Genomic DNA, 13,320 nt, shown 5'->3' on the forward strand with positions numbered 1-13,320 from the left:
GTCGCCGCCGGCGAGGCAGCGGCGCGCCAGAAGGTGCCCGGGTTTCTCGGACTGCATCTCGAAGGCCCGCATCTGTCGGTCGCCCGCAAGGGCGCGCATGATCCGGTGCTGATCCGGCCGATGACGGATGCCGATCAGGCGATGCTGATCGCCGCGCGGCAAAAACTACCGGTGCTGCTCACCACCATTGCCCCTGAATCCGTCGAGCCGGCGCGCGTCGCGGCACTCGCCAGGGCCGGCATCATCGTCAGCCTTGGCCACTCCGATACCGGCTATGCCACCGCCAGCGCCTTTGCCGCGGCCGGCGCCTCAATGGTCACCCATCTGTTCAATGCGATGAGCCAGATCGGCAATCGCGAGCCCGGATTGGTCGGCGCCGCCATCGACATCGGCAGCTTGTCGGCCGGCCTCATCGCCGACGGCATCCATGTCGATCCGGCCACCATCAAGATCGCGCTGCGCGCCAAGCAGGGGCCGGCCAGGATCGTGCTGGTCACCGACGCCATGGCGACAATCGGCACCGAGATGACGTCGTTCACGCTCAACGGCCGCACCATCTATCGAAGGGACGGCAGCCTGAGGCTCGCCGACGGAACGCTGGCGGGCGCCGATCTCGACATGATCTCGGCCGTTCGTTTCATCCACCGCGTCGTCGGGGTCGAGCTTTCCGAGGCTTTGCGCATGGCCTCACTCTATCCGGCGCAAGCAATCGGCCAGTCGCACCGACTTGGCCGATTCGCCAACGGCACGGCTGCGGATATTGTCGCTCTGTCGGACGATCTCGACACGAAGGGCGTCTGGATCGGCGGCGAAAAGGTTTTTGCGGCCGGCTCCGACACTGTGCGTTGATATCAGGTCAAGTCGGCTGACGTCATGAAACCTTTTGATTTTGAGGTCGTTGTCGGAGCGTATGTCCGAGGCGAAACCCAAATTGAAACAGGCCGACGGCATCAAACCGCGCGGTGCCTTGAAGCCGCCACAGAAAGCTCCGCGTGACCAAAGGCCACGCCACGAGGAGCTGCGCGAAAAAAAGCTGTCGAGTGCCGAAGCTGCCCCGGAGGTCGACGGCCAGCCGGGGCCACCGCCGGATGCTGTCGAGCCCGATCCGCAACTGACGCCCGAAGGGGCCGAGCAGGAGCGCAAGAAATATCTGCTGCGGCGTTTCTGGATCAGCGCGCGCGGTTACTGGAGCCGGCGCGGCGACCGGCTCGCCTGGCCATTGACGATCGGGGTGCTGCTGCTGATCTGCATCAATATCGGCTTCCAGTATGGCATCAATGTCTGGAACCGTTCGATGTTCGATGCCCTCGAGCAGCGCAACGCCCGCAGCGTCTATTTCCTCAGCGCCGTCTTCGTGCCGCTGGTAATCTGCAGCGGCAGCCTTGTCGTCGCGCAGGTCTACCTGCGCATGACGATCCAGCGCCGCTGGCGTTCCTGGCTGACCACCGCGGTCATCGCGCGCTGGCTGGCAGGCGGCCGCTACTACCAACTGAATCTCGTCGGCGGCGACCACCAGAACCCCGAGGCCCGCATGACCGAGGATCTGCGCATCGCCACCGAGTCGCCGGTCGATTTCATCGCCGGCGTCCTCAACGCGTTCCTGTCTGCCTCGACCTTCATCGTCGTGCTGTGGACCATCGGCGGCGCGCTCACTTTGCCGATCGGCGGCGAGAGCATCACCATCCCCGGCTTCCTGGTCATCACCGCGATGATCTATGCCGCCATCACCTCGACCGCGATGGTGGTCATCGGCCGCAATTTCGTCCAGCTCTCCGAGCGGAAGAACCAGGCGGAGGCCGAACTGCGCTACACGCTGACGCGCGTGCGCGAAAACGGCGAGAGCATCGCCTTGCTGGGCGGCGAGGAAGAGGAGCGCAGCGGCATCGACAGGAATTTCGGCCATGTGCTGAGGCAATGGGCGCTGCTGACGGGCCAGCACATGCGCACGGCGGCGGTGTCGCAGGGATCGAGCCTGTTTGCGCCGGTCGTGCCGATCCTGCTGTGCGCGCCAAAATTCCTCGAAGGCTCAATGACGCTTGGCGAGGTGATGCAGGCAGCGTCCGCCTTTGGCATCGTGCAAGGCGCGTTCGGATGGCTGGTCGACAACTACCCGCGTCTTGCCGACTGGAACGCCTCCGCGCGGCGCATAGCATCGCTGATGATGTCGCTCGACGGGCTCGAGCGTGCGGAGCAGAGCGACGCGCTTGGGCGCATCCAGCACGGCGAAACCGATGACGGTGCCATGCTCAGCCTCGACGATCTCTCCGTGACGCTCGACGACGGCACCGCCGTGGTCAAGGAGACCGAGGTTGCGATCGAACCCGGTGAGCGGGTGCTGGTGGCCGGCGAATCCGGCTCGGGCAAGTCGACGCTGGTGCGGGCCGTCGCGGGCCTGTGGCCGTGGGGCGGCGGCAGCGTCAATTTCCACGCCGACAGGCGACTGTTCATGCTGCCGCAACGCCCCTACATCCCCTCGGGCACGCTTCGCCGCGCGGTCGCCTATCCCGCGGCGGCGGATAAGTGGACGATCAAGCAGATCAAGGCCGCCCTCGACAAGGTCGGCCTCGCCTACCTTGCCGAAAGGATCAAGGAAGAAGCGCCATGGGACCAGACGCTGTCGGGCGGCGAAAAGCAGCGTCTCGCCTTCGCGCGCCTGCTGTTGCACCGCCCCGATATCGTCGTGCTGGATGAAGCAACCTCGGCGCTCGACGAGAAGAGCCAGGACACCATGATGGCGACGGTGATCCGTGAATTGCCTGATGTCACCATCATCAGCGTGGCGCACCGGGCCGAGCTGGAAGCCTTCCATAGCCGCAAGATCACCTTGGAACGGCGCGAGGGCGGCGCCAAGCTTGTCAGCGACATCAACCTCGTCCCACGAAAGCGCAACCTGCTGAAGCGCGCCTTGTGGGGCTCCGGCAGTCGGGCCGAAAGGTCGCGCAAGGAGTAAGGCGAGTAAGGCGCCCCTGCCCCAGGCGCCGCACAACTATGATGCGTATATGTCCTTGTAGGTGTCGCGCAGCAGGTTCTTCTGTACCTTGCCCATGGTGTTGCGCGGCAGTTCATCGACGAAGATCACCCGCTTCGGATGCTTGTATTTCGCCACCCGCCCGGCGATAGCGGCGAGAATTTCGGCATCGGTGATCCGCGATGACGGCGCCCGCACGACGACAGCGGTGACGCCTTCGCCGAAATCCGGATGGGCAACGCCGATGACGGCGCTTTCGCTAACCCCGTCGAGCGCGTCGATCTCGCTTTCAAGTTCCTTCGGATAGATGTTGTAGCCGCCCGATATGATCAGGTCCTTGCCGCGGCCGACAATGTGGACGTAGCCGTCGGCGTCGATCATGCCGAGATCGCCGGTGATGAAAAAACCGTCGGCGCGGAATTCCGCCTTGGTCTTCTCCGGCATGCGCCAATAGCCGCCGAAGACGTTGGGGCCTTTGACCTCGATCATGCCGACCTCACCCTGCGCAAGCGCTGCGCCGCTGTCGGGATCGGCGATGCGGAGCGTGACCCCGGGCAAGGGGAAACCGACGGTACCGGCGCGCCGCTCGCCCTCATAGGGGTTCGAGGTGTTCATGTTGGTCTCGGTCATGCCGTAGCGTTCGAGGATCGCGTGGCCGGTGCGCTCGCGCCAGGCCTTATGCGTCTCGGCCAGCAGCGGCGCCGACCCGGAAATGAACACACGGATGTTTTTTGCCGCCTCATGGTCCAGCCCATCCTGCTGCAGCAGGCGCACGTAGAAGGTCGGCACCCCCATCAGGGCGGTGGCGCGCGGCAGCAGCGAGACGATGCGGGCCGGATCGAACTTCTGCTCGAACAGCATCGAGGCGCCGGCCATCAGGACGACATTGGTGGCGACGAACAGGCCGTGCGTGTGGAAGATCGGCAATGCGTGGATCAGCACGTCGTCTCCAGTGAAACGCCAGTGCTCGACCAGCACGCGCGCGTTCGAAGCAAGGTTCTCGTGGCTGAGCATGGCGCCTTTCGAACGGCCGGTGGTTCCCGACGTGTAGAGGATCGCCGCGAGGTCATCCGGCCCACGCGCTACGTCATGAAAATCCATCGGCAGCCGCGAGGCTCGATCGGGCAGCGATCCCCGGCCGTCGCGGCCGAGCGTGACGGTGACGGCGCCCGACTTTTTCGCCAGCGCGCCGACGTCGGCCGCTCTTGCCGGATCGCAGACGACCAGGCGTGGCTCTGCGTCGCCGAAGAAATACTCCAGCTCGGCCAATGTGTAGGCGGTGTTGAGCGGCAGGAAGACGGCGCCGGCTCGCAGGCAGGCGAGATAGAGCAGGACCGCTTCCGGGCTCTTCTCGACCTGCACGGCAACGCGGTCACCGGGTTCGACATCGAGTTGCAGGAGCGCATGCGCAAGCTGCGCCGAGCGGGCCAGCATATCGCCATAGGTGAGCGAGCGCCCATCATCGGTTTCCATCAGCAAGCGCGCTGGCGCCGGCATCCGGGACCGGAACGCATCGAACAGATGATTGCTCATGAAGACATCCCTGGGTGCGGCGGCGCTGAGCATGCGCCTGTCGCGGCATGCCTCGGCGGCGAGGGTTCGCGGTTCTTGGCCGCGCCGTCAAGCCCGCCGACAGCGGTTCACGCCAGCCTCGCCGACGCAGAGTGCGAGCAAGAAACGAGCGCAAGAGCCCGCCGGGAATCGGCTGTTATCGCCGAGCGCGTTTGCCGGCGAGTTCCTTCGTTTCGTCGTCCTGCTCGAAGCGCTTCATGCACATGGCGGCAGTCAACTGGTAATGGTTGAGCAGTGCCTCGACGGCACCGTCGGCATTGCCGTCCAGGGCACATTCGGCGATCAGGCGATGCTCGCCGAAATCGTCGCGCTGGACGCCCTCGCCATCATTGGCCATTTGCCGGTAGCGATAGGCGTGATCGGAGAGCTGGTCGCAAAACCCCACCAGCCATTGCGACCGGCAGGCCGAAATCAACACCCTGTGGAAGATACGATGCAGCCTCTCCCAATCGGGATTGAGCGAAAAGAGAGCCTGCGGAGACAGACGTGACGCGCGTCCCAGGCGATGCAGCGCCAGCACGAGCTGTTCTTCCCATTCGGCGGTGCGGTGGGCGATGGATTCGCGAAGCGCCCGCTCCTCGAGCCAGCAGCGGGTGCGCGTCAGCTCCTCGAGTTCCGACGCACTGACCGGCATGATGAAGAAGCCGCGCTGGTCGTGCCGGCCGAGAAGTCCTTCCGAGGCGAGGCGATTGAGAGCTTCGCGGACAGGCGAGGCGCCGGCTCCATATTTGGAGACCACCCATTCCACCCGCAGCTTGCTCTCGGCCTCAAGAACACCCCCGAGAAGATCGTCCCGCAATTGCTGATAGACCGTACTGGCAAGCGTACTCTTCGGTCCCGCAGCGTCGTCGTTCAGATTGGCAGCTCCGTATGTCATAGCGACTCCTTGTCCCCAAGACTTGTCCTGGGCGATTCGAGTCCGAAAGCATTCGCCTTCTCGTACTTGTACCATACAGTGCGAGCATTCGCCTGCTCAAGCACAAGATCACGTTATTGTACTTTAGCACGAAGGAATATGCGGCATCTGGAGCTCAATGCTGTAATTCCGCGCATTTTCACAACCTGCGGGAACTTAACATGTTTTGTATGCACGCAAGAGAATCTGTTCTTTCTGTTCTTTTGTATGCGCGCGGGATCAACTGTCTGCTGTGAGGACCCTTGAGGCCGAATCAGGCAGCCGCTCCAGATCCGATACCGTTGCGCATCAGACCATCACAAGCCTCGGCCGGTACCAGAACCTTAGCCGGCATGCCGGGCTGAACGCGGGAAAAGCGCTGGTTAGCCGGCTGCGTGGTCGGCTGCCGTCCTGATCGCCTGGATATTCTGACGGTAAGCCTCGACGCTGCCGCCTTTGAAGATGGCGGCGCCCGCCACCAGCACGTCGGCGCCGGCAGCGGTGACCAGCGGCGCGGTTTCGGCTGAAACACCGCCGTCGATCTCGATGCGGATCGGCCGGCCGCCGATGAGGGCCTTGACCCGCTTCACCTTGTCGACGATCGCCGGGATGAAGGCCTGGCCGCCGAAGCCCGGATTGACGGTCATGATCAGGATCAGGTCGAGCCGGTCGAGCACATATTCGACCACGCTTTCCGGCGTCGCCGGATTGAGCGACACACCGGCCTTCTTGCCGAGGTTCCTGATGGTCTGCAGCGAGCGGTCAAGATGCGGGCCGGCTTCGGCATGGACGGTCAAACCGTCGCAGCCGGCCTCGGCGAAAGCGGCCAGATAGGGGTCGGCCGGGGCAATCATCAGATGGCAGTCGAAGAAGGCCTCGGTGCGGTTGCGGATCGCCTTGATCACCGGCGGGCCAAAGGTGATGTTGGGCACGAAATGCCCGTCCATCACATCGAGATGGATCCAGTCGGCGCCGGCCGCCGCCACCGCTTCGACCTCATCGCCGAGTTTGGAAAAATCCGACGCCAGCACCGACGGTGCAATCAGGGTCTTTCTGCTCATGGATGCGGCCTTTCCGAGTGCCCTTCACGTTCGGCCACTCTATCGACTGCCTAATGCGCTCCGGCCGACTTGTCGAGGGCACGGGCGCGGCGGCTGCACGGCCGGAGGTGGCGTTGCGGCGTCCGCGATCCTGTCGCAGCCAATTTCCGCTTGCCTCGGAGCCATAAGAAAACCCGCCGGATTGCTCCGGCGGGTTTCTGGTCTGGCGTCGAGCAGATCGTTATTGCTGCTGGAGTTTCAGGATTCTGTCTGGAACCGGATCCTGCTGCTGTTCGACCTGCGGCCTGCGCCGTGGCAGTACCTGCTGCAGCAGCAGGCCGGGGTTGAGCTCCAGCGACGGTTGCCCGCGGAGCGGCCGGCAGTTCGGATAGCGTCCGATCGTACCTTCCGGGCAGCGCCGCCTGATGATCGGCTGGCACTGGCCGTTGATCATCTGCGAGCCCGGTGCGCATTCCACCTCTTGCCTGGGCTTGCGGCATGCGCCGTTGATCACCTGCGTCCCACGCGGACAGACACACTCGCCACGCTTGTTGTGGACCTGGCCGCGTATGTCGCATTGCTCCTGCGTCGGTTGCTTGCGCCGGCACGCATTGCCCCGCACCTCGGTACCCCTCGGGCAGACACAATTGCCCTTTGCGTCATGGACCTGGCCACGGATCGTGCATTGCTCAGGCTTCGGCCGAATCGGGCGGCAGGCTCCGTTTCTGACCTCGGTACCCCTTGGGCAGACACAATCGCCGTCGGCGTCGTGAACCTGACCACGGATCGTGCACTGCTCGGGCTTTGGCCGCATCGGACGGCAGGCGCCATTGCGCACCTCGGTCCCTCTCGGGCAGACACAATCGCCATCGGCATCGTGGACCTGGCCACGGATGGTGCACTGCTCAGGCTTCGGCTGGATCGGGCGGCAGGCATTGCCCCGGATTTCGGTCCCCCTGGGGCAGACACAATCGCCATCGGCATTGTGGACCTGGCCACGGACGGTGCACTGTTCGGGCTTGTCGGTCCTGACACATCTGCCGTTCTCAAGCCCGGTTCCGCGTGGGCAGACGCAACGTCCGTCCTCGGTGCGGATCTGGCCTTCGAGCAGCACGCAGCGCTTCGGTTGCTCCGGCTTCGGCACGATACCGCCGCCCGGCGAGCACTGGCCGTTGCGATAGGTGGTGCCTTCCGGGCAAACGCAGCGGCCGGCATCGTTCATGACGAAGCCTTGCGAGCATTCCTTCTTCGTCTCCTGGCTGATGGTGAAGGGATGGCAGGCATAGGCCTTGCCGCGATCGCCCTGCACATTGGCCTGATCGCCGCCAAGCACGTCGCCACCGCCTTGCACCCGTGTGTCGGGAGAGAGCACGCCGACGCAGTTCTGGCCGCTGACATTGCCCTGCAGATTGGCCAGACGACCGTCGTCGGGAATGACCACGGTGACATGATGCACCCGGCTTTCGCCGGCGCCGAGCGACAAATTGGCAATGCAGGACGCAGGCAAGGTTGCCGGTTCCGGCGAGCAGCCGAAGGGCGGATCGATCGACGTGATCTCAACGCCTTCCAGCCTGCCGAGACCCTCCACGCCGATCGCATCGCCAATGCGGACCGGCCCGGAGAAGGCGGTCGCTCCGTCATTGGTGACGGTGATCTCGAACGAGCAGGGTTGGCCGAGCCTGCATTCGCGGTCGCCGGTCTTTTCGACACGGATGGTCGAGGCGCCGCCTCCCTTGGCGCAGGCCTGGCCAAAGGGATAGACGACGTCGTCGCCCGGCGCCGGCCCATAGGAGCCGCGCGCGCAGTTTTCGAACGCGCCATTGGCCGAAACCGTCACGTCGAAGTGGCGGCTGGTTCCAGGTGTCATGACGGCACCGGGAATCTGGCACGACAGCGCGTTGGCCGGAACCGGTCCGCACGCCCATTCCGCACCGTCAGGGGTGACGGTCTGGATCTGGACAGGCGCGCCGCCGGCCACCAGCGTGGCGGCATCGTTGACCCGCACCGGACCGGTGGGGGCAGCGGTGCCAAGGCTGATGACGGTGATGCGGCAAGAGATCAGCGCGGCACCGGCGAGCGAGCCGTTGCAGACCTTGGTGATGCGCAGGGTCGGCTTGCCGCCATTGGGATGGCGGAAGCGTTCCTTGGCGCAGGCCTTGTTGTTGGTGAGGTCGTTTTCGCCGGGGATGGGCTTCACCGTCGCGCAATTCTCGACAATGTCCGACTGATAGCCGGCCGGCATGACCGCCTTGACGACGATCGGCGTCGAGCCGCCCGGAGGCAGCGAGATCCCCGCATGGTCGCAGCGGAACAGGCCGGGACCTGTCGGTACGCAGGTCCATGGCGGGCTTGGGCCGAAGGTCGAGGAGGCCGGCGCGCCGGCCGGGTAGCTGTCGATCACCGTCAGCGGCCCGTTATAAGTCGATGTGCCGTTGTTGATGATGTCGATCACGAAGTGGCAGATGCCGTCGGCCGTGCAGACCGGGACGCGGGCACGCTTCTTCAGGATCAGGTCGACCTTCTTCTCGACCGGCGGCCGGCAGTCGCGGTCACGATCGCCACGCCGGCAGATCGGGATCGAGGCGCAGCCGCGATCGTTCGACTGGCTGCCGAACAGCGGCTTGCCGCTGGCGCCGTAATTATAGGTGGCGCAGTTACGCAAGACGCTGCCTTGCCAGCCTCCGGCCGGCTTGAAGCCGAGCTTGAGGTTGACGGAGGCCCCCGGATTGAGCGTGGTTACTGGGTAGGTGCAAATCATCGGGGTGGCGCCGGGTATGCAGACCCAGGGCGGATTGGGTCCTGAATCGAGCGTCGATCCGGCCGGCAGCGTCACCTCGTCGAGCACGATCTTGCCGTGGTAGGCACCGGTGCCGACATTGGTGACCCTGATGGTGAAGTCGCAGCCGCCACCCATCGTGCAACGCGTCACGTCGGCGCGTTTCTCGACCTTGAGGTCCGGCTCCTTGTCCTTGGGCGGGCACCTCTGGTCACGCGGGATGACGATGTCGATCGTCTGCGTGCAGCAAAGGCCCCAGCCTTCCTTCGGACCGGCATAGGTTTCGATGCCGGTGACGATGAGGTGGATGACGTCGCCGGGCGATGCGCCGACGATCTTCCAGTTGAGCACACCGCCGCCCGCCGGCACCAACTGGGTGTCGGGGATGATGGTGACGCCTGATGTGGTCGTCGACACCTGCACCCACTTGCCGCCCATCTCCGGGCCGACCGGCATGTGGTAGATGAAGGCGCCGCCGCCGGGCACGCAGTCCACCGTGCCGCGTTCCACCTTGAAGCATTCCCGGTCGGGAGGCGGTGGCCGCTTATCACAGTTGGTGAGGTCGATCTTGATCGAGGTCTTGGCCCCGGTCTTGTAGTTGCCATCGTCGGGCTTGCCCGGATCCTGCGACGGGATGATGGTCCCGGGGCCGGCTCCGTTGCTGACCTTGATCACACCCTGGTTGTCGATCACGGTCGGCGAAGGAAACGCCGCATGGTCGATCTTGGCCGTGATCTGGAAGTTGATGACGCGTTCATTGGCGGCACCGGCGCCGTCGAGATCAGCGGCGGAGAGCCGGAAATTGGACACCGTTGCCGTGTCGTTCGGACCGGCCGAGGTGCTGATCGAAACGCCGGGCAATGGTCCGCCCGAAGCGTCCGTGCCGTCGCCCGACACATTCGCGCTGACGATCGAAAGGCCGTGTGGAAGCTGGTCCTTGAACTCGATCTTGAGCGTTTTCAGCAAGGCTGTCAGGTCGGCGAAGGCTTGCGCATCGCCGCGCAGGCCAAAGCTCAGGGAGTAGACGACATAGTCGCAGCTCCGCTGGGTGCCTTTCTTGGTGAAGAAGGGCACCGCCCGCTCCGGCCTCGGATTGACGATCTTCGAATTGTCGAGATCGAGCCTCAGTTCCGGGGTGATCGGGGCGGCGTCTTCCGCGTGGCTTGCCACAGGGGTGAACATGGCGACCGCGATACCGGCCGCCATCAGCCAGCGCGCGCCGCGCCTGGCGTATGACAGGGGTTTCATGATCGTCTCCATGACTGTGGATTGCGAGCTCGTCGTGAGCGGGGAGAGTGCGAGATTTTTCATCTTCCCCTCCTCAACGTTCGCAGCTGACGGCTGGGGTTCGGAGCGGCAAGATCATCTTGCAGCAAGGGTAGTAGCCACCCTTGTCCTTGTCGGACTTCCTGTAGAAGCAAAGTCCAACATCCACTCTGTCGCCCGGATAGTGGCCGGTGATGTCGACCGTGTAAGGCTTGCCGGGCGCATGCGACTGGGATGATGTCACCCCGACGCCTGGCGTCCTGGACTTTGTCTCATTCGAAGGTTGGGCCTTGATCGAATCGCCGCCGAAGCCGGCGTGGTCATGGAGATAGAGATCGGCCTGGAGGCCGCGAGGCGTACAGTAATACCTGATATCCTCGACATCGATGCACGGAGGCAGGTTGCCGGGTGGTGGGAAATCCGGCGGGTAGAAGGGGGGCAGGTAGCCGCCCGGGATTTCCTCGTAATAGCCGGCGCGGCCCTCGCAAGGATGCCAGACGGCAACGTCGCCGACATGGCCCTCGACCTCCGGATCTTCGAAATAACCGTCGAAGTCGACGAACCAGGAGCCGAAGGGCGGCACGTTGGCCGGCTTGACCAGCTCTTTCGGCGTGATCTGGACGCCATGCACGGCCAGCGGCCCGCCGGCGGCGAGCTGTTCGGCGAGTGAAGGATTGTCGCGCAGCTTGTCGCCTGACTTGACCAGCGTCTGCGTGCAGACCGATGTGTCGAGATTGCCGTCGGAATCATAACCATATTGCAGGTCGAGACCGCCGGCGGCCTGCCGGTTGCCCTGCGGGAAACCGACCGCATATTCCTGCGGCACTTCGACCCAGACCGATTCCGTCTCCGGATCGTCCGGGTTCTCTCGGAAGTAGCGGATGACCTCGCCTTTGCCGGAATCGGCGAATTGGCTGTAATCGTAGCGGTTCTCGACTGGGCCGCGCTGGGCCAGGTACATGAAGCCGCTATTGTCGAAGGCGATGTCGGTGACGGCGTAGTCCTTGTCGGCCTTGACCGTCAGTTCCCAGCGCGGGTCGCCGACAAAACTGCCGTCGCGGGCGATGCCCACCGACCAGATTTCCGACTTTTCGCCGACCGAGTAGTAGAGCCGGCCGCCATGGTAGGAGACGCCCCAGACGCGGCGCTCGTCCTGCGTGTAGCCCCAGCTGTCGGGGTCTTCGCTGTCGAAGGTCGCTCCCTTTATGTCCATCACCGAACCGTCGTCGGCGACTGGAGCAAGCCCATGCGCGGGACGGCCGGCAACGCCGTGATCGAAGCTGTCGATCAGCCTGCCTTCGGCATCGATGCGATGGATCAGGCCGGTATCGAGATCGGACGCGAAGAACTCGCGATGAGTGGCGTCGAATGTGAGATTGCCGATGCCGGGACCGCTGTTGGTGTCGATGTCGGCGAATTTGGAGACCTGGCCGGTGATGCCGTCGATCTTCCAGACGGTGCCCGGCCCGCCGCCGTTTTCGGTGCCGAACTGGCCATCCATGAAGATGGCGCCGGCAGCGCCGCGGCGCTGCCGCTCGGGGCGGCCGTCATCGTCGGCGTCCGGGGTGACGATACGGATGCCGTGCAGCGAGGTGGCGCCGGCATAGAGATTGGGAATGCCCGTCGGAACGCCGTCGCGCACGCCGTCATCGTAGGTGACGCCGAACACCTGGCCGACCTGCTCCGCCGTCACCTCGAAGGGCGGTGGCGTGTTGACGAGCTGGCCGGTGGCTGGTCCGCCCAGTTGCGAGACGTCGAAGACGCGCAAGGTGGCGCGCGTGGTGTCGATGAAGGTTTCGTCGACCGGATCGACGCCGGGCGGCAGTCCCTCTTTTTCGGAATCAGGGGGGTCGAAATTGGGAATGATGGTGCCGGAAAATCCGGTCACCGCCATCGAACCGGGATAGATGATCCGGGTTTCCTGCGCCTGCGCGGCGCCCAGCCACAGGCCGAGTGCCAGCAACCCGCCTGGATGCACAGCGCGGCGCAAGCCGCCAGCAAGAGACGACACAAACGAGCCGCGGATGCGAGACATGACACTACCCCCCGTAGTCGACGGGAGAACGTCGGGTCTGGCCGCGCAAATCAGGGCAAGGCGCGGCGGTCCGGCTCGTTCTTCCCTGATCGAATTGTCTGCTTTCCTCAAGATGACGATACGCCTGCTCTTACGCAGGGTCAACGGAATCAACAGAAAGCCCAGCGCATCGACCTCGTCCCGAAGGCGGTGGTCGCGCCGAGCTCCTGTTGTTCCCGGAGACCTGGGAGTCTCTGGGTTATTGGTCATGGGGGCTTCCTTTCCGGGCCGCACCATGCGGCACCTGGAGATCAGTCGCAGGCGGAGGTGGAAAGGTTCATGGAAGCCTTGCGCAGAATGCTTGCGCGCGATGCCGCCTGTTCTTATATACGCGCCAAGCCGTTCGGCGCCGGAATGCCGGTTGCCGGAACGGGATTTCTTGTGAACAGGGGCTTTCGTCGGAACGCCTGTACGGGTCCTGATAGCCTGCTTAGCGGAGAGACTAGAAAAATGGCAAAAGTAATCGGTATCGATCTCGGCACCACCAACTCGTGTATCGCCATCATGGATGGCAAGGAGCCCAAGGTGATCGAGAATGCGGAAGGCGCGCGCACGACGCCTTCCATCGTCGCCATTTCGGGCGACGACGAACGTCTGGTCGGCCAGCCGGCCAAGCGCCAGGCGGTCACCAATCCTGAAAACACCATCTTCGCGGTCAAGCGCCTGATCGGCCGCCAGATATTCGACCAGGCGCATGTCGAAATCCTCGCCGCCGAGGAAGGTGTCGCC

Annotated in this window: 8 protein-coding genes; 3 read left to right on the forward strand and 5 right to left on the reverse strand. The window is 64.3% G+C overall.

What is annotated here, in order from left to right; all coding sequences use genetic code 11:
* On the forward strand, positions 1-849 hold an 849-nt coding region (gene nagA / locus EN984_RS05625; protein ID WP_127383660.1), incomplete at its 5' end, for an N-acetylglucosamine-6-phosphate deacetylase.
* Positions 850-910: 61 nt separating this feature from the next.
* The gene (locus tag EN984_RS05630; RefSeq protein ID WP_127267932.1) at positions 911-2,950 is read left to right on the forward strand and encodes an ABC transporter ATP-binding protein/permease; all 2,040 of its coding nucleotides are present in this window, start codon (positions 911-913) and stop codon (positions 2,948-2,950) included.
* Positions 2,951-2,986: 36 nt separating this feature from the next.
* Here EN984_RS05630 and EN984_RS05635 read toward each other — a convergent pair whose 3' ends face one another.
* The 5 genes from EN984_RS05635 to EN984_RS05655 form a co-directional block, all read right to left on the reverse strand.
* Complete coding sequence (locus EN984_RS05635; protein ID WP_127267931.1) at positions 2,987-4,501, reverse strand: malonyl-CoA synthase; 1,515 nt, start codon at positions 4,499-4,501, stop codon at positions 2,987-2,989.
* 175 nt (positions 4,502-4,676) lie between these two features.
* Positions 4,677-5,417 carry a GntR family transcriptional regulator gene (locus EN984_RS05640; RefSeq protein WP_127267930.1) on the reverse strand — a complete coding sequence of 247 codons (741 nt, stop codon included), beginning with the start codon at positions 5,415-5,417 and terminating at the stop codon, positions 4,677-4,679.
* Positions 5,418-5,818: 401 nt separating this feature from the next.
* Positions 5,819-6,496 (reverse strand): ribulose-phosphate 3-epimerase, encoded by a 678-nt coding sequence (gene rpe, locus EN984_RS05645; RefSeq protein WP_127271687.1) that lies wholly within the window; start codon positions 6,494-6,496, stop codon positions 5,819-5,821.
* Positions 6,497-6,716: 220 nt separating this feature from the next.
* Positions 6,717-10,562: a hypothetical protein gene (locus tag EN984_RS05650; protein WP_127271685.1), complete on the reverse strand. Its 3,846-nt coding sequence runs from the start codon at positions 10,560-10,562 to the stop codon at positions 6,717-6,719.
* A gap of 10 nt (positions 10,563-10,572) precedes the next feature.
* Positions 10,573-12,828, reverse strand: coding sequence for a hypothetical protein (locus tag EN984_RS05655; RefSeq protein ID WP_164748776.1), 2,256 nt, complete (start codon positions 12,826-12,828; stop codon positions 10,573-10,575).
* 213 nt (positions 12,829-13,041) lie between these two features.
* Here EN984_RS05655 and EN984_RS05660 point away from each other — a divergent pair.
* Positions 13,042-13,320: Hsp70 family protein (locus EN984_RS05660; RefSeq protein WP_164765383.1), on the forward strand; the 279-nt coding region annotated here is incomplete at its 3' end.

It is taken from the genome of Mesorhizobium sp. M7A.F.Ca.CA.004.12.1.1, from assembly GCF_003997835.1.
In the GTDB taxonomy this organism is placed as follows: Bacteria; Pseudomonadota; Alphaproteobacteria; order Rhizobiales; family Rhizobiaceae; genus Mesorhizobium.